This is a genomic window from Virgibacillus ndiopensis (assembly GCF_900187325.1).
Lineage (GTDB): Bacteria > Bacillota > Bacilli > Bacillales > Amphibacillaceae > Virgibacillus_E > Virgibacillus_E ndiopensis.
In genome coordinates this window covers 196369-214901 of the sequence record NZ_FZMZ01000005.1, presented here as the reverse complement: position 1 = coordinate 214901, position 18533 = coordinate 196369, and the positions used below count along the sequence as shown (strand labels likewise).

Genomic DNA, 18533 nt, shown 5'->3' with positions numbered 1-18533 from the left:
GCAAAGAGGTACACGTGTAGTAAGGATACACGTATTCTTATGGGACCTTGAAAATCTCTCTGGATTTAGTTAAAGGTCTTACTATTTATTTTATTTTTCGTATATAGACACTTGATCCGCTTCGTCCGTTTCATTTAAATGAACAACAATTATTTCCTGTTCAGATGTAGGAATGTTTTTTCCAACATAGTCAGCGCGGATCGGTAATTCTCTGTGCCCTCGGTCAATCAATACGCCTAGTTGAATTTGGGATGGTCTGCCCAAATCCATTACCGCATCCATTGCAGCACGCACAGTACGGCCTGTAAAGAGAACATCGTCAATCAAAATCACTTTTTTGCCTGTAAGCTCGACTTCAATGTTTGTTTCTTTTAGTTCTGGTTCACTATTCTCAACCGATTTTTCTAAATCATCGCGGTAAAGTGTGATATCTAATTCACCCACCGGTACGGTTATATTTTCTATTTGTTTAATTTTTTCCTGCAAACGTTTTGTTATTGGAACACCTCTTGTTTTGATTCCTACTAAAACAAGGTTTTCCCCACCTTTATTTTTTTCAACGATTTCATGAGCAATCCGGGTTAATGCCCGATTAATTGCAGGTTGATCGAGTACTTCGGTCTTTTTCTTCATGTTCTCACCTCTATATATAGAAAAAATCCCTTTTCTTCTCCATGAGGAAAAAGGGATTTGGATATACGTATTCATACGTACAGTATAGATTCCGTTTCCTTTTTAGCCTCACGGGACTAATTTTTAAAGGATCATTATTTCATTGCATTTATTATTTCAAATTCAACTCTGCCTGTCAATACATTTTTTCTACTTGATCCAAAATGCCCTTAAATTCCATTGGCGCTTCTACTTCAAATTGCAACCATTCATTCGTCCGCGGATGCGTAAATCCGAGGACCCTTGCATGTAAAGCTTGTCCATTATTACCTAACGTTTTTCTAGGACCATATTTCGGATCACCTACAAGCGGAAATCCAATATATCTCATATGAACACGTATCTGGTGCGTTCTTCCAGTTTCCAGCTGGCATTCAACATGTGTGAATCGTTCATACCGTTTAAGAACCTTAAAATGAGTTACAGCAGGTTTTCCATTATCGACTACCCCCATCTTTTGCCGATCTTTTGGATCTCTAGCAATAGGGGCATCAATCAAGCCATTCTCATGTTCAATCACCCCATGAACGATTGCTTCGTATTTGCGCTCCACGTCTTTTTCTGCCAACTGGGCAGCTAGCGACTCATGTGCATGATCATTTTTAGCAACGACCAGTAACCCACTCGTGTCCTTATCGATACGGTGTACAATTCCAGGTCTTTCTATCCCATTAATACCTGATAAATCATGACAATGATAAAGTAATGCATTTACCAGCGTACCACCGGAATGGCCTGCTGAGGGATGAACTACCATTCCTTTTGGTTTATTGACAACAATGACATCACTATCCTCATACACGATAACTAATGGTATTTTTTCCGGGTTAATCTCTGCTGGCTTTGTTTCTGGAATTGACCATTTAACAATATCACCCGTATGGCATTTATAATTGGACTTTACTATACAGTCATTAACCGTAACCAAATCTTGATTGATCCACGTTTGCACCTGTGAGCGTGATTTATCTGGATTAATTTCAGCTAAAAGCTTATCAATTCGTATTTTACTTTGCTCAGCTTGAACTTCATATTGCTGATCGGTCATGATGCTGTCGTTCCCTTCTTTTTCTCATCAATAAATGTAGCAATTAATACAAGACAAACACCTACACATAAAGATGAATCCGCTACATTAAATATCGGAAAATCATAATTAAAGATAATAAAATCAAGGAAATCAACAACTTCTTGACGGAATATCCGATCAATAAAGTTACCAATTGCCCCGCCTAGAATTAAACTTAACGAGATAGCTAATAATATACTATCCTTGGCATATTTTTGCATGTAGAAAACGACGCCAATAATTACAACTGCAGTAATGAGATAGAAAAAAATCATTTGACCTTCTAAAATTCCCCATGCTGCACCAGTGTTTCGATGTGAAGTTAGATAGAAAAAGTCATCAATAATTGTAATTTGTTCATATAACTCCATATTTTTTACGACAATCCATTTTGTAAACTGATCAATTCCGATAATGATTACTGCAATAATATAGTACCAATACATTCTTTGTCCTCCGATTTCTCCAATACTATTTCTAATGCATTTTATTTTACCATAAAAAATACTCCTCTGCTCTTAGAGGAGTATTTTCTAACAAGCTTTATTTTGCTGTTGTATAATGCTCTTTTACAATATCCGCACAACGTGTACATAGTTCTGGATGGTCTTTATCTTCGCCAACAGTCTCCGAAGCTACCCAGCAGCGTTCACATTTTTCACCTGGATGCTTTTCAACTTTCACATCAACATAACGGTATTCACTTACTCCGTCAGCATTTTCAATAACGTCAACATGTGAAACAATTAATAATTGATGCATGTGCGGAATTTGTGCAAGCACTTCATTCGTTTTGTTATCTTTTGCAACAATCGTTAATTTTGCTTCTAACGATTTACCAATTACTTTTTCATTTCGTGCTTTTTCAAGTGCTTTTAATACATCATCGCGAACCTTCATAAAGTGATCCCATTTTTCTAAGGCATCGTTGTTTTCAAACACAGTTTTTGGCTCAGGAATGTCCGTTAATTGAACATATTCTGCTTCTGTTCCTGGAATGTACTCCCAAACTTCCTCTGCAGTATGTGGAATAATCGGTGTTAATAATTTGACTAAGCTTGTCAAAATATCATAATAAACCGTTTGAATACTTCTACGACGATGATCATCTTTTGCTTCGATATATAAAATATCTTTTGCAAAATCCAGATAGAACGAGCTCAAATCCACTGCACAGAAATTATGAATTTGATGATAAACTGGCGAATACTCAAATTTGTCATAGCTTTCACGAACGTTTGAAATTAAACCTTGTAAACGGTGAAGCATATAACGATCTACTTCTTCTAAATCAGTATCTGCCACCCGGTCTTTTGCCGGATCAAAGTCAGCAATGTTCGCCAATACGAAACGGAATGTGTTACGAATTTTACGATACGTTTCAGAGACTTGTTTTAAAATATCGTTAGAAATTCTTACGTCTGCTTGGTAGTCAACAGAAGACACCCATAATCGTAAAATATCTGCACCTAACTGTTTTAAGGTTTTAGATGGAAGAATAACGTTACCAAGTGACTTACTCATTTTTCTTCCGTCTCCATCTAAAACAAATCCGTGACTAATAACATTTTCGTATGGTGCTTTTCCAGTTACCGCTACTGCAGTTGATAAGGAAGAGTTGAACCAACCACGATACTGGTCACTGCCTTCTAAATATACATCAGCAGGACGTCTATGGTCTTCTCGTCCCATTAATACTGCTTCATGTGACGACCCAGAATCAAACCATACATCCATGATATCTGTTTCTTTGGTGAATGTACCATTCGGACTATGTTCAGAAGTGAATCCTTCTGGTAAAAGTTCCTTCGCATCCCATTCAAACCATACATTTGATCCATGTTCATTAAACAATTTCGACACATGTTCGATTGTTTCATCTGTGATAATTGGTGTTCTATCTTCACCGTAAAATACTGGAATTGGTACGCCCCAAGTACGTTGTCGAGAAATACACCAGTCTTCGCGGTCACGAACCATGTTGTAAAGTCTGGTTTCTCCCCAGCTTGGATACCAATTGATTCGTTTGATTTCGTCTAAAATATCTTGACGGAAATCCTTTATTGATGCAAACCATTGTGAAGTTGCACGGAAAATTGTTGGTTTCTTCGTACGCCAGTCATGTGGATACGAGTGTGTAATGAATTTTAGTTTTAGTAATGCACCCACTTCTTCCAGCTTTTCTGTAATCGGTTTGTTTGCTGTATCATAGAATGTACCTGCAAAACCTGGAGCATCATCGGTAAATACCCCTTTTTCATCAACAGGGCAAAATGCATCGATTCCATAACTTCTTGATACATAAAAGTCATCTTCCCCATGACCTGGCGCTGTATGAACACAACCAGTACCAGCATCTGTTGTAACGTGGTCACCGAGCATGATGAGTGAATCACGATCATAAAATGGGTGTCTTGCAACAATTTTATCCGCTTCTTGACCTTTGAAAGTCTTAACTACTTCAGGGTTCTCCCATTCAAGTTCCTCTGCAACTGCACCTAACAAATCATGTGCAATAACATATTTTTCACCGTTAACGGCAACTACAGCATATTCAAAATCTGGATGTAAACTAATTCCTAGGTTAGCTGGAATTGTCCAAGGTGTTGTCGTCCAGATAACAAATTTCTCTCCACCGTCAAGTAGTCCTTTTCCGTCTGTAACGCTAAATGCAACGTAAATGGATGGTGAACGTTTATCGTGATATTCGATTTCAGCTTCTGCAAGCGCCGATTCAGATGATGGTGACCAATAAACAGGTTTTAATCCTTTATAAATGTAACCCTTTTTAGCCATTTCACCGAATACTTTAATTTGTGCTGCTTCATAGTCTTTCGTAAGTGTAATGTATGGATTATCCCAATCGCCACGAACACCAAGCTCTTTAAATTGTGAACGCTGGTTATCGACTTGGCCCATGGCGTATTCAGCACATTTTTCCCTGAATTCAGCGACACTCATTTTTTTGCGGTCTACTTTTTTCTTTTTCGTCAACGCAGTTTCAATCGGTAATCCATGTGTATCCCAGCCGGGAATATATGGTGCATGATAGCCTGCCATTGATTTATAGCGTGTAATGAAATCCTTCAAAATTTTATTTAATGCATGCCCAATGTGTAGGTCACCATTTGCATATGGAGGTCCATCATGAAGGATAAACAATGGTCTACCTTTCGTTCTTTCAAGACTTTTTTCATATAAGTCTGTTTCATCCCATTCTTTTCGTCTTAATGGTTCTTTATTCGGTAAATTCCCACGCATTGGAAATTCTGTTTTTGGCATAAGTAATGTTTCTTTGTAATCCATGATGCAATTCCTCCTTAATTAGTCTTTTAAATATACAGGCTCTTTTCTTTAATTTTGTTGTTTTATACTTTCATAGTTGACAAAAAATGCCACGTAAATTTATGCTTGGGCAACCGTTCCGGAAATACACTGCGCTTTCCGCGGGCAACGATTCAGCCTCCTCGGAGAAACCCACTTTCTGCGGGGTCTAATCGTCTTCGCTTTCCCGCGGAGTCTACGTATATTTCCTCCACTAGTTTTACGTTTACAAACCATTAGCTAGAGTAGGACATTATATAAAACCACATGATAGCACATCACTAGTCCGGGTGAGCGGAGGGCGGTGACTCCTCGAAAATACAAACCAATTTTCTTCGTGCGATGCAAAAGCTCTCGAAGTATTCCTTGTCCTGCTCAGAACAGCACGTGTCCGAAGACCCCGCAGTGTGGTCTTCTCGAGGAGGCTAAGGCCATGCCCTAAGGTGCGCATCCGCCCGTAGCGATCTCGGACGGTGGACCGAGAATAGGTTGTTACGTCACATGTTTACTTATTTTATGTCAAAAACAACAATTCCTTAGAAAACAACCTTTAAATATAAAAAAGCCTTCGTCATCCCAACAAGGGACGAGAAGACTCGCGGTACCACCCTAATAAATTTATCATTTAAATTCACTCAAAATTCGTAACGTGAATGAATCGTCCATTTCTACTAGGTAACCGTTCGAATGGATACTCGGGAGTGATGTTCTAAAAGCACTTCTGTATCAGGCTTCCACCATACCCTGATTCGCTCAACAGATACCCTGCTTTTGTACTGTCTCCGTCATCGTATTTACTATTAAATTCAAATCTATGTTTTAAAATTATATGCATAAATTGAATTATCGTCAAGACTTATGATTTATTTTCTGCATATTCAAGTTCTTCGCCCATTTCCTCATCGAATAATTGTTCCCAATCATCGGTCCCAATCATATCTAATTGTGCTTCCACAAGCATTCTTAAACGAGTTCGAAATACTTTTGCCTGTTTTTTCAATTCTTCAACTTCCAGTGATATGCGACGAGATTTGTCCAATGACTCGTTAATAATACGGTCAGCATTTTTCTCTGCTTCTTTAATAATCAATTTGGATTCTTTCGAAGCATTACCTTTTAATTCTTCAGCAGTCTCCTGGGCAATTAGGATCGATTGGTTTAAGGTTGTTTCGATATTTGTAAAATGACCAAGCTTTTCATTTAATTGTTCTACTTGTTCCTTCAAATCTTTTTTCTCACGAATTACAATTTCATAGTCCTTAATTACTTGGTCCAAAAATTCATTGACCTCATCTTCATCATACCCACGAAAACTTCTTGTAAACTCTTTATTATGAATATCTAACGGCGATAATGGCACAATGGCCACCTCCTTACGAATAATTGCATTAATAAAATATCATTATAATTCCTTATTACGTTATAATTCGACATAAAACGGAAAATTCCTGCACCTAAACTAAATTATTTTAATATAGCCGCTTGAATTTTCCACTTACCTTTTTTCGATTGTCCATTTATCCCATTTAATTTACTTCTACCTTTTCCTCGAACAGAAATAAGATCTCCTTCTTGCAAAATAAACGCTGTATCTTCAACTACTTTGTAATTTACTTTGACAAAACTTTTCGTTATTAAATCAGCTGCATCTTTGCGTGATACATTATATATTTCTTTTAGTACAGCATCTAACCGTAATGACGAAACAGTCTTATCCGATGCTACCCAATTTCTTTCTATCTCCAAAAGTTGAGACATCGGTTTTTCTTCTAGCTTAATCTTTGCTTTTTTGATAGCAGTTAGATTGGCACGAACAAATGGGGCAATCTCATCGGCCATCACGATTTGCACAATACCATTTCCAACATAAATATCACCAAACTTCTTGCGTTTAATTCCAAGGGACAAAAAAGCTCCCATTACATCCCTGTGTGTTAACGAAATAAATTTATCCTGATACGAAGCTTGCATTAATGTAAGACCGAAATCATCGTCTGTTATCTCTTCATAAAACGGAGCTAACAATGCTCGTTTTCTTTCAGTATGTATTCCCCCACCAAAAACATGCAATAAGACTTCATGATTGGTGCCAATTAACGTATCCATTATTTGTTGTTCTCTTGGATCAAGGAAATCAGTTAACTTTTCCTGATACGTTTTTTCAACCTGTTCTTTCCACGATAATACTTGATCAAGAAAAGGTTGTTCATCTCTTCGAAAATGCTGATATATATCCATCGTACACTACCTTAATATAAAATCATTTTGAAAAGTTCAAGCAGACCCATTCTTGCTAGATACAAAACAAAAATCGCTACAATTGGGGATAGATCTATCATACCAAGTGGTGGAATGATTTTTCGAAATTGCTCTAAATATGGCTCTGTTATTCTTGCTAAAAGGCTACCAAATGTTGATTCTCGAGCTCCTGGGAACCATGACATAAATATATACACAATCAATGCATAGCTATAGATGACAATCGCAGTATCTAAAATATTATATAGCTGGTACATAATTGGTTACCACCCTCTCTCCATTTCATCTTCATCTACAAATGCCTCTGAAATCGTTCCAGAAACATCGACATTGTCAGGCGTACAAAGAAATGTTTGTGATCCAAGCTTTTGAATATCACCATTAACGGCATAAACAGTTCCACTTAAAAAATCAACAATTCTTTTTGCCTGGTTGTGATCAACACGTTGTAAATTGATAACGACTGCACGTCTATTCACAATATTGTCTGCTATTTCCTGTGCTTCATTGTATGATCTTGGCTCACAAAGCACTACTTTTGATGCAGGCTGCTGCATACTCTTTAGATTAACTACATTTTGCCCTTTCTGACTTCTTCGCTGAGGGGTTGAATTATCCTCTGGTAAATCGATTTCTTCTTCTACATATTCATATTCATCATCCAGTGTAAAAAATGTTTTTAATTTGTTCTTAATGGTCATGTTTTCACCTCACTAGTTTTCAGATCCAACTAATTTTGAACCGATACGGATGTGTGTGGCACCTTCTTCAATTGCAATTTTATAATCATTACTCATTCCCATTGATAAATAATGACAAGGTGCAAATTCTAAATTTTTCTCCTGGACCGTATTTCTTAAGGTTGCTAAATTTCTAAATATATTCCGAATTGTCTCTTCATCATCAACATGAGGTGCCATTGTCATTAATCCGACAATACGGATATTTTCATAGTTAGCTATACTCTCGATAAAAAATATTACCTCATCAGGTGCTAGTCCATGTTTTGATTCTTCACCACTTACATTTACTTGAACAAAACAATCGATAGGTTTTTTGCTACGCTTGTTAATTTCTTTGGCTAATGATTTACGATCTAGTGAATGAACGACATCAATCTTATCAATTATTTCTTTTACCTTTCTCGATTGCAGGGTTCCAATGAAATGCCAAGTTGCTCTATCCTGTATGTAATTATATTTTTCCAGGAAACCTTCTAGACGATTTTCACCAAGATTTTTAATACCTGTTTCAATCGTTTCCTCGGTTCGTTCTATTGTAACATATTTCGTTACGCCAATTATTGTAATTTCTTCAGGATCACGATTACTGTTATTACAGGCTTGTCTTATGTTAGTACGAATTTCTTCTAAGTTTGCAGCTACAGTCACTCTTAATTCTCTCCTCTCTAGCATCGTCAAGGTTTATAACCGATATACCCTAGCATTCTTCCAGTCTTCCCATTGTCCCTGCGATGTGAAAAAAATAACGATTCATCACGTAACGTGCAATAATTTGTTATATCTATATTATTACGTAATACATTACATTGTAAAAGGATTTCTACATTTAGTTGCTTTAAATCCAATAAATAGTGATTATGTTTTGTTTTGATTGCAGTTTTATCAATCATTTCTTTTGATAAATGATTGATTACATAATCATCTACCTCATACGCTTTCTGTGAGATACAAGGACCGATAGCTACTAAAAGATTTGAAATATCAACCTCAGCTTCTTGTAATTTTAGAACCATTTGTTCAGCAATACGATTCACAGTACCTTTCCATCCTGCATGGGCAATTCCGATATAGTTTGACACAGGATCGAAGAAAAATAATGGAACACAATCCGCAAAAAATGCTGTGCATAATATACCAGCTTGGTTTGTAATTATCCCATCAATACTTTCTAATGAGTCTTGAAACGAGACTGCCCCTCTCCCTTTATCCTTATTATTTATTATCTTGATTCGATTGGAATGGATTTGTTCTCCAGCTACCCAATCGTCAAGTGGAATATCTAATTTACTTGATAATAATTGTCTGTTTTTAATAACGTCATTTTTATCATCTGGTACATGTAATCCAAGGTTGAATGACTTGAAAGGTTCTTTACTAATACCACCTTTTCTAGTTGTAAAACCTACTCGTAAATTGGGATTTAGTTCCTGCCATTTTTCTATATGTAAATAGGATATATCCTTTTGATTAAAAGCTTCATTCATTTCTTTCCCCTCCTGTTGGATATGCATGTATCATTTTATCATAATTTGCGGATATATTAATATTTCACCTCCTTTTGCAAATATAATTGAGGTGAATTTTCACTTCTTCTTACCAAAATAACATCTGATCCAATTGTTACAATCTGTTCCCAGCGTATAGTAATTTCATCTATTTTTCCAAATAAACCTGCTTTTTTCCCCATTATAATCAAAGAAAGTATTTTCCCATTATTAACATCTAGCTCAAGATCGAAAATATGACCTAATCGTTTACCATCTTCCACAACAATAATTTCTTTTAATTGCAATTCCGACAGCTTCATCATATCCCTCACCCACCTTATTATAAATATATATGCAGGAAAACAGGAATTTTTCGTATGAAATTTGGCATAACAAAAGGGACAGGCTGTTACCTGTCCCTTTTTATAAAGACTATTTTTGTATAGATTGGTGTTATTTAACCTGCGTCAGCATACACTAAGCTTTCTCGTGGAGACCCATGAGCCCCGCCTCCAATTGATCTACTAAAGTGTCTCACTCTGGTAACTGTTCCTGCATACGTGTATCTGCTCTCAGTGCTCTCAGCATCTATTAAAGTTTATTACAAAGCAACAACGTATTTTATTGCTGCTGAAATCGTCTACTCCGCTTTTCTTATCACCTAACCTCATACTTTCGGAAAAGAACGAATGCATTTTCCTTATTCAAACATCTGTTTATTCATCTGCTGAATAGCAGCTTTTTCTAATCTTGATACTTGCGCCTGTGAAATACCTATTTCATCGGCAACTTCCATTTGCGTTTTTCCCTGGAAAAATCGTTTATTTAATATCATTTTTTCCCTAGCATTTAATTGAATCATTCCTTCTTTCAAGCTAAGCTTATCTAGCCAATTTTCATCCTTGTCTTTATCATCACTTAATTGATCCATGACAAAGATCGGATCTCCACCATCATTATAAATTGGTTCAAATAATGATACTGGATCTTGAATAGCATCCATTGCAAATACGACATCAGAATGAGGTACACCCATTTCATCAGCTATTTCCTGTGGAGTAGGTTCTTTTGATGTTTTATTAATCAATTTTTCCCTTACTTGAAGCGCTTTATAAGCAATATCACGTAATGACCTTGAAACTCTTATTGGATTATTATCTCTTAAGTATCTTCTGATTTCGCCAATAATCATTGGCACAGCATATGTTGAAAACCTAACATTATGTCCCAAGTCAAAGTTATCAATTGATTTCATTAACCCGATACAGCCTACTTGAAATAAATCATCAACGTACTCTCCACGATTATTAAATCGCTGAATCACACTCAAAACCAGGCGTAAATTCCCATTAACAAGTTCTTCCCGGGCGGATATGTCCCCCTCTTGCATTTTTACAAATAGCTTTTTCATTTCCTCATTCTTCAAAACAGGTAACTTCGATGTATCAACACCACATATCTCTACTTTATGTCTAATCATTCTGTTCTACCCTCCCAGTTGGAGATGCTGTTCTTCATGGACAGTATCTCCCCCTAAGAGGGTTTTTATGCAATCCTATTTGTGTTGAAATAGGTAAAATATTGTCGACATTCTAGTGTTCACAAGGCTAGACCATTTTATTAAATTCTTTTTTTAAGCGTCTAATTATTTTCTTCTCTAAACGCGAAATATACGATTGTGAAATTCCAAGCATATCGGCAACATCTTTTTGGGTTTTCTCTTCTTCACCGACTAATCCAAAACGTAATTCCATGATTTGCTTTTCCCGGTCATTTAAGGTTGATAAGGCATTTTTTAATAAATGTTTATCAACATTGCTTTCAAGATTTTTCGTAATGATATCATCATCAGTACCCAGTACATCGGACAATAGTAATTCATTTCCATCCCAATCAATATTTAACGGCTCATCAAATGAAATTTCCGATTTTAATTTATTATTTCTCCTGAGATACATCAAGATCTCATTTTCAATACATCTTGATGCATATGTAGCCAGTTTAATTTTCTTTTCCGGGTTAAACGTATTCACGGCTTTGATCAATCCGATAGTTCCGATACTAATCAAATCCTCAATGTTTATCCCCGTATTTTCAAATTTACGTGCGATATAAACGACCAAACGGAGATTTCGCTCAATGAGCATTGCCCGTGCACCCTTATCTCCTTTTGGTAAAAGTTCAAGTAATTCTTGTTCCTCCGTTTTGGATAATGGTGGTGGTAATGCTTCGCTTCCTCCAATATAATAAATTTCATCAGATTTAATCCCGAGCTTGATTAAAAGATTATACCACCATAAACGCATCCGAAGTTTCCATTTTCTCAAATTTTATCTCTCCTTTTTATGCTGTATCAACAGCTGCTAATTTTATGATTTGTGGATGAAGTAAACAATGATAACGTTGATCATTCGTTAAATCTGCGAATTGAATTCCAATCAAAATCTTTCTTGTGATAATTTTTTTTGAATCATAGTAGACAATTAAATTGTCAGGCTTGATTGCCAACATAAACGTACGTCTACCATCTACACCTTGATAAGGAACAATCTGAATTCGCTTTTCCCAATCCCCAGGAATTTTTTCAAAGTTTAATTCTTCATGTGCATCTTTTAACTGACCCCATTCATCTTCAGAAAACCATTTTTTTAAAAACTGCTCATCACAAATGATTACCGGTTTTTTTGTTAACGGATCGACTAATTGATTACCACTGTCAATATATCCAGTAGTTGAATTTGTCTTATTATTGATCTGTATCGTAACTGGATATAGTTGGTCATAGCGAATTTTTTCGGTTGCGTGCTTGTCCATACGAATCTTCGTAAACCACCAAATTACTGGAAATCCGATAACAACAAACAGCCAACTGACAGGATCACCATATCCAGCATTATATGTAAGTAATCCTGATGCCGATAAACCGATCGGATTTTGGAATAAAAAATGTAATGCTACTAACCCACCCCCAATAGCAAAAGTAGTGAAATAAAATAACAAAAGCATTTTGAAAGACTGATAAACAGAATAAAACTTAAAACTACATAGAATAATAATTATCGAATAGATAACTTTTCCGATAACAGTAGTAAAAAAGGAATCTGGAAAATAGAGTGATAATGGCACGAGCATAGAAGCGATCAATGCTCCAAAAACAATTCTAATTTTTCTCGTACTGTCTTTTGCTAGAATTTGCGCAAGCATTAGGAGCATCATATCCAATAGAAAATTCAATATCCAGACAGCATCGAGATATATAGTCACTACACTCTTCCTTTCTTCAAGGCCACTTAAGAATCCATTTAATATGTAAAATTTCATAGGATTACCTAAGTTAAAGAAAGTATACCGAACTATATAGGCAAAGTCTGTCACTTCTTGTCTGCATAAAAATGCTAATTTTAACAAGTTTTTAGGGAGTTTGTCGGAGAATAAAAAGCTACATGGGTTTATTCTTTGCATGTAGCTAATTTAATCGTTCATCATTAATTTTCACTTTACATTTATAAAATCTAGCAACAAAAAAAGCCAAACCGATAAATCTATCAGTTTGACCTTTTTCATTATATATCTACTTATCTGTTTCGATTACGGTTACGTAGAAATGTTGGTATATCCAACGTATCTTCTTCTTGTTTGGAACGTTGTGGTTGCTGCTGTTGCTGATTCAATGAATCTCTTTGAACATCATCGTTCATCGTTGTTGCAGCATGTTGTTTATGATTGATGACTGGACGCTGTTTTGGCTGATTATCAACTTTTTGATTTTCATCAAAGCCTGTAGCGATTACCGTTACAATAATTTCATCTTTTAGGTTCTCATTAATAACCGAACCAAAAATAACATTGACCTCATTATCAGCAGCTGAAGTTACTAAATCTGCAGCTTCTTGAACTTCATAGAGGCTTAAATTAGCTCCACCAGTAATATTCATTAAAATTCCATGTGCACCGTCAATTGATGTTTCTAACAACGGTGATGAAATAGCTTTTTTAGCGGCTTCTGTTGCACGATTTTCACCAGTTGCAACACCAATTCCCATTAATGCAGAACCTTTGTCAAACATAATTGTTTTAACATCAGCAAAGTCAACGTTTATCAAGCCTGGTTTTGCAATTAAATCTGAAATACCTTGTACACCTTGACGTAAAACATTATCTGCTTCACGGAACGCTTCCAGCATTGGAGTATTTTTGTCTACGATTTCTAATAAACGATCGTTTGGTATAACAATTAAAGTATCAACACTGTTTTTTAATGCTTCGATACCCGATATTGCTTGAGTTGACCTTCTTCTTCCTTCAAACGAAAATGGGCGTGTTACGACACCTACAGTTAATGCCCCAAGATCTTTAGCAATTTGTGCAATGATTGGAGCAGCACCCGTACCAGTTCCTCCACCCATTCCAGCTGTAACAAATATCATGTCAGCACCTTGAAGTACTTCTTCAAGTTGCTCTTTACTTTCTTCGGCAGCTTTTTTACCAACCTCTGGATTGGCACCCGCACCTAATCCGCGAGTAAGCTTACCACCAATTTGCACTTTTACTTCTGCTTTTGACAGATTTAGTGCTTGTGCATCGGTATTAACAGCGATGAATTCAACACCTTCAACACCGTGTTCAATCATGCGGTTAACAGCGTTATTTCCGCCACCACCGACACCGATAACTTTTATTGTCGCAAGTTGGTCCATATTTGTATCAAACTCTAACATAAATCGTTCCTCCTAATTATGCAAAATTACAAGTGTACTAGAAGTTAAGTGTATCATTGCCATGTCTAGCTTCAGTGCCCAGCGACTAGTAGATTTCCTTTGATAGGAATATTCGATTAAGATCACTGCTTTGCGCGGCAACATTGAATCACCCGCGTTAAACAGCCCAGTCCGTACGTAGCAATACGGGCACTTTCGCTTTTGGCTAGGAACGCTTGTCTAATCAAAGAAATACTTAAACAAATTAGCGATTCCGGATTCCTTTTTCTTCTTTTCCGTATGTTCTTCTGATTGTGGCTGTTTCTTTGCTCGTTTTGGTTTTGGTTGTTCATAAGAATTTACGATCACAGATGGAAGTAATTCTTTTCCTTGTATTTTCGCATTACGATAGGCAAATTGCAAGATTCCAACGCCTGCTGTATATTGTGGCTCTCTTACACCTATGTAATCTGGTATTGCCATTCTAACATTTGATTGGAATAAATCCTGTGCTAATTCTAAAACACCAGGCATTTTCATTGTACCACCTGTTAAAACGTAACCACCTGGTAATTCATGGTACCCCATTCTCCTAATTTCTCGTTCTGCAAAAGCATATATTTCTTCTAATCTAGCTTCAATCATATCAGCAATTTGCAGTTGATTATAGGTTTGAGAAGTGTTACTACCGATAATTGATGCTTCAAATGTTTCATCCTCTCGAGCATCATCGAAAAAAGCGTGACCATGATTGATCTTAATATCCTCAGATTCTTCTGTTGATGTCCTTAGTCCAATGGATAAATCTTTTGTAATATTATCCCCACCAAGTGGAACAACACTTGTAGATACTAAATGATCATTTTCAAAGATTGATACTGTTGAACATCCTCCACCAACATCAATTAACGCTACGCCAAGATTTTTCTCATCTTTAGATAATGCGATAGATCCAGCCGCGAGTGGTTGCAGGCAAATATCAGAAATTTGTAACCCTGCACGCTCCACACATTTTAAAATGTTATGTAAGGCAGTTCTTGAACATGTAATAATTGTACCTTCCATTTCTAAACGAACACCAATCATACCTCTCGGATCGTTTATCTCATCTAATCCGTCCACAATAAATTGTTTTGGTATGACATCGATAATTTCTCGTTCTGGTGGTATGGAAATAACCTTCGCAGCATCAAGTACTCTCGTTATATCTTCATCACCAATTTCCCTGTTCTCACTTTGTACGGCTACAACTCCATGGCAGGTTTGTAATTGAACGTGATTGCCATTAATACCAACAACCACACTATCAATTTGCATTCCTACCATTCTCTCTGCTTGTTCAATTGCATTTTTTATTGAATGGACGGTTTGATCTATATCGACGATAGCACCTTTTTTCATGCCATTAGATTTCGCGCTACCAACACCAATAATGTTAAGTGAATCATTCAATACTTCTCCGATAATTACTTTAATTTTTGATGTACCTATGTCGAGACTTACTAGTATTTCATTGCTGTTGTTCAAAGAAAGGCACCTCCTAGTTCAGACGAATCCGATAATTTTCTGAATATACAATCAGATCGTTTTACATTTACTACGTCTATTATATTATTATAATTAATAATTCTATAGGAATAAACAGAAAAAGAAAATATATTAATGAAATAATTCAACAAAAAATGCTGAATTCCTTTTATTTTTTTACTGTTTTTTTCCTTTTCTTCTTAAAATAGCTTTTTTCTATTAAATGTCTACGTATTAATGCTATATTTTGGAAGAGTCGAACGCCAAATGCAAATACAGCTGCTAAGTATAAATCAACACCAATTTGAACTCCCACAAAGGCTAGAAATGCTGCCAGTGAAACATTAAAGAAAAAACCACTAATAAATACTTTATCATTGAATTTTCCTTCTAAATGTGCACGAATTCCACCAAATAGTGTATCAAATGCAGCGAGTACTGCAATTGAAAGATAATCCGTGTATTCTTCTGGAATTCTAATATCTGTTAATAATCCTAACACGATACCAAATAGTAAAAAAACAAAAGGTAACCACATTTTTATTCTCCGTTCACATCTTCAGCCTCTTGCAGGTGGATTGATTTAAAATGAATTTCTTGATCATACTTAGGTAACACGATTTCGTTTTTTGTTTTCCCCAACAAATTAATGTTTTCAATAGCAAAATAATCACGTATTGAACTATATTCCATGTAGCTTAATAGTTTTTCAGGGTTTTCGGACAAAACTTTTATCTCAAAAGGTATTGGGGGTAAAGGATGGTTATTCACATAAATAGTTCCATTTACATTACGAATCGGTGTTATACTAATTACTCTCTCATTAGCGATTGAAATTTCTGTTGCCCCATATTTATTTAATTCATTAATAAATCGAGACAACAATTCAGGTTTCAACGTAGGAAATACCTGAACATCCGTATCATCCATCTCTTCATGGAATAACGGTTTAACCTTAAAAACAACACCATTCCCTTTTTTTTCGGTTAATCCGGCCTCTTCCTTTAATGCTTGCACAGATTTTTTTAACGTTGCTGTTGTTTGTGTAACAGAATCATTTTCATATTGATGAATCGTTTGTTCAGCTTGTTGAATTTTGGCATACAATTGCTGCTGTGTTTTTTGTTGTTCTTGAATGTCTGCACGTAGTTCCCATGTATCTCTTGTATCTCGTTCCTTAGGTTTCTGGATGGATTGAAATTGCACGGCTATCATAAAACCCGCAAGTAGAAATACGAGTAATACGACTAGTTTAAACTTTGATTTCACGAAAATCACCGGTCCCCTGCAATGTAAGCATCCATTTTCAAGTCATTTACCTTTGTAATGTCCACTTCTATATTTTCATTTTCTAGCTGATCCTTAACACCATTTGTCAATGTAATACTTGGAAAAAGTACTTCTGGATCACCAATTGCGCTAATAACAAACGGAGCTGGATATTCTATTCCATCAACAGAAATCACCGGTCCAATACAAGCTATAAATGTATCTTCCATAATACGTTGCCCATTTATCGCGACTGCTTTTGCACCTGCACTAAACAGTTCGTTAACAACTTTGTGTATGTGACTTTCGTGCACGATATAATTGTTTACATTTTCCTCACTTGGAATATAATTGGCATCATTTAATGTCACTTTAACACCATCACCAATTACCGCTAATTTTCCAGTCAATATTTGCAATTGTTTCTTTTGTTCTACATATTGACCGGCCAGTTCCTCTTTACCTGCAATCTCAGATTCCAAATCTTGTATCTTTTGCAATTTTGTTTCTAACTCTTCCCGTAACTCTTTGTTTTTGTCAACTAATTCAATAGCCTTTTTTCGATATTCATAATTCTTTTCCCATTTTTGTTCAGATAGTTGTACTACTTTTGGATCGTCTTTTGAATGTTGGTAACTGTATGCAACTAAAAACCCAGAAACGAGTAGAATAAGGGAAATAACCACATGTCTACCCTTCAGTTTCATTCTCTATCTCCTCTTCACTAGATTCTTTTTTGTCAAATGATTCAAAATAGGCACCAACTCCAATATGGATAATCCCTTTACTGTCTGGTTTTAATTGAGCGACGATTGATGGATAAACTTCCATTTTTTCTGCAAAATCTCGAATAGTACCATCTACCATGAATCCATCATTCATATACAAAACAATTTTCTTCGTATTCTCATCAGTTGGTACCCAATGTATCTCCGAGATAATATTCAAGATACTTTGAGGTAACTTTTTTAATTCATTTGTCATATTCTGCAGTTCTTTTTCATCTGTAAAATTTAATAACAGTGGAGCATCACCATTTAACGTTTTTTGTTCAAGTGAATCCAATTGTTGCCCATTACCTAAAACAGGATAATAACGATCGTCTTTTTTAATGTAACCAACTTTCTTATATTCTTTTATTTTAATCTCAACGGTCCATGGTAGCTTCTTGTCTAAGCTAACGGACTTTATCACAGGGTTTTTATGAATAGCTTGATTGATTTCTTTCTTATCAATTGTCCAAATATTTGTGTCATCCAATAATTTACTTTGTTCGATAATTTCTTTCTCAGAGACGAATGTATTACCGGTAACTTGAACAGTTTTAACATGACTTAATGGAGATTGTAAATAGACAATAACAGCTATAAGCAAGAAAAAAATAGAAAGATAAAAAATTAAGCGTCTATTGGCCTTCTTTTTACGGGCTTGTTTCAATTTTGGAATGCGATCTTCAATCGAAACAATATTCTTTTTGCTCATTCCT

20 protein-coding genes and 1 other annotated feature are annotated in these 18533 nt (G+C 35.8%); all 20 genes read right to left on the bottom strand.

Annotated features, from left to right (window positions below):
• Positions 1-90 precede the first annotated feature (90 nt).
• Positions 91-633 (bottom strand): bifunctional pyr operon transcriptional regulator/uracil phosphoribosyltransferase PyrR, encoded by a 543-nt coding sequence (pyrR, locus tag CS937_RS08345; RefSeq protein ID WP_099158015.1) that lies wholly within the window; start codon positions 631-633, stop codon positions 91-93.
• Positions 634-808: 175 nt separating this feature from the next.
• Positions 809-1720 carry an RluA family pseudouridine synthase gene (locus CS937_RS08340; RefSeq protein ID WP_099158014.1) on the bottom strand — a complete coding sequence of 304 codons (912 nt, stop codon included), beginning with the start codon at positions 1718-1720 and terminating at the stop codon, positions 809-811.
• Complete coding sequence (lspA, locus tag CS937_RS08335; RefSeq protein WP_099158013.1) at positions 1717-2187, bottom strand: signal peptidase II; 471 nt, start codon at positions 2185-2187, stop codon at positions 1717-1719. Before lspA ends, CS937_RS08340 begins: the two co-directional genes overlap by 4 nt.
• Positions 2188-2284: 97 nt before the next feature.
• Complete coding sequence (gene ileS, locus CS937_RS08330) at positions 2285-5047, bottom strand: isoleucine--tRNA ligase (protein WP_099158012.1); 2763 nt, start codon at positions 5045-5047, stop codon at positions 2285-2287.
• Between the two features lie 597 nt (positions 5048-5644).
• Positions 5645-5863, bottom strand: a binding site (T-box leader).
• A gap of 58 nt (positions 5864-5921) precedes the next feature.
• On the bottom strand, positions 5922-6425 hold the full coding sequence (locus CS937_RS08325) for a DivIVA domain-containing protein (RefSeq protein ID WP_099158011.1): 504 nt from the start codon (positions 6423-6425) through the stop codon (positions 5922-5924).
• A gap of 104 nt (positions 6426-6529) precedes the next feature.
• A complete protein-coding gene (locus CS937_RS08320; protein WP_099158010.1) occupies positions 6530-7303 on the bottom strand; it encodes a YlmH family RNA-binding protein in 774 nt (257 codons plus the stop codon).
• A gap of 11 nt (positions 7304-7314) precedes the next feature.
• Positions 7315-7581 carry a YggT family protein gene (locus CS937_RS08315; protein ID WP_099158009.1) on the bottom strand — a complete coding sequence of 89 codons (267 nt, stop codon included), beginning with the start codon at positions 7579-7581 and terminating at the stop codon, positions 7315-7317.
• A 6-nt stretch (positions 7582-7587) separates the two neighbouring features.
• Complete coding sequence (locus CS937_RS08310) at positions 7588-8025, bottom strand: cell division protein SepF (protein ID WP_099158008.1); 438 nt, start codon at positions 8023-8025, stop codon at positions 7588-7590.
• A gap of 12 nt (positions 8026-8037) precedes the next feature.
• The gene (locus CS937_RS08305) at positions 8038-8715 is read right to left on the bottom strand and encodes a YggS family pyridoxal phosphate-dependent enzyme (protein WP_176555794.1); all 678 of its coding nucleotides are present in this window, start codon (positions 8713-8715) and stop codon (positions 8038-8040) included.
• A 26-nt stretch (positions 8716-8741) separates the two neighbouring features.
• Positions 8742-9551 (bottom strand): peptidoglycan editing factor PgeF, encoded by an 810-nt coding sequence (pgeF, locus tag CS937_RS08300; RefSeq protein WP_099158006.1) that lies wholly within the window; start codon positions 9549-9551, stop codon positions 8742-8744.
• A gap of 56 nt (positions 9552-9607) precedes the next feature.
• Positions 9608-9877 carry a YlmC/YmxH family sporulation protein gene (locus tag CS937_RS08295; protein WP_099158005.1) on the bottom strand — a complete coding sequence of 90 codons (270 nt, stop codon included), beginning with the start codon at positions 9875-9877 and terminating at the stop codon, positions 9608-9610.
• Between the two features lie 377 nt (positions 9878-10254).
• Positions 10255-11034: an RNA polymerase sporulation sigma factor SigG gene (gene sigG, locus CS937_RS08290; protein ID WP_099158004.1), complete on the bottom strand. Its 780-nt coding sequence runs from the start codon at positions 11032-11034 to the stop codon at positions 10255-10257.
• A 127-nt stretch (positions 11035-11161) separates the two neighbouring features.
• Positions 11162-11881, bottom strand: coding sequence for an RNA polymerase sporulation sigma factor SigE (sigE, locus tag CS937_RS08285; protein ID WP_099158003.1), 720 nt, complete (start codon positions 11879-11881; stop codon positions 11162-11164).
• 16 nt (positions 11882-11897) lie between these two features.
• Positions 11898-12818: a sigma-E processing peptidase SpoIIGA gene (gene spoIIGA / locus CS937_RS08280; protein WP_099158002.1), complete on the bottom strand. Its 921-nt coding sequence runs from the start codon at positions 12816-12818 to the stop codon at positions 11898-11900.
• A gap of 311 nt (positions 12819-13129) precedes the next feature.
• On the bottom strand, positions 13130-14272 hold the full coding sequence (ftsZ, locus tag CS937_RS08275) for a cell division protein FtsZ (RefSeq protein WP_099158001.1): 1143 nt from the start codon (positions 14270-14272) through the stop codon (positions 13130-13132).
• A 219-nt stretch (positions 14273-14491) separates the two neighbouring features.
• Complete coding sequence (ftsA, locus tag CS937_RS08270; RefSeq protein ID WP_099158000.1) at positions 14492-15778, bottom strand: cell division protein FtsA; 1287 nt, start codon at positions 15776-15778, stop codon at positions 14492-14494.
• Positions 15779-15947: 169 nt separating this feature from the next.
• Entirely contained in the window at positions 15948-16316 is a 369-nt protein-coding gene (locus CS937_RS08265) for a small basic family protein (protein WP_099157999.1), read from the bottom strand.
• A gap of 2 nt (positions 16317-16318) precedes the next feature.
• Positions 16319-17047 (bottom strand): DUF881 domain-containing protein, encoded by a 729-nt coding sequence (locus tag CS937_RS08260; protein WP_099157998.1) that lies wholly within the window; start codon positions 17045-17047, stop codon positions 16319-16321.
• Positions 17048-17052: 5 nt separating this feature from the next.
• Positions 17053-17754 (bottom strand): DUF881 domain-containing protein, encoded by a 702-nt coding sequence (locus CS937_RS08255; RefSeq protein ID WP_099157997.1) that lies wholly within the window; start codon positions 17752-17754, stop codon positions 17053-17055.
• Positions 17738-18529, bottom strand: a complete 792-nt coding sequence (locus CS937_RS08250) for a cell division protein FtsQ/DivIB (protein ID WP_099157996.1) — start codon at positions 18527-18529, stop codon at positions 17738-17740. Before CS937_RS08250 ends, CS937_RS08255 begins: the two co-directional genes overlap by 17 nt.
• Between the last annotated feature and the right edge of the window lie 4 nt (positions 18530-18533).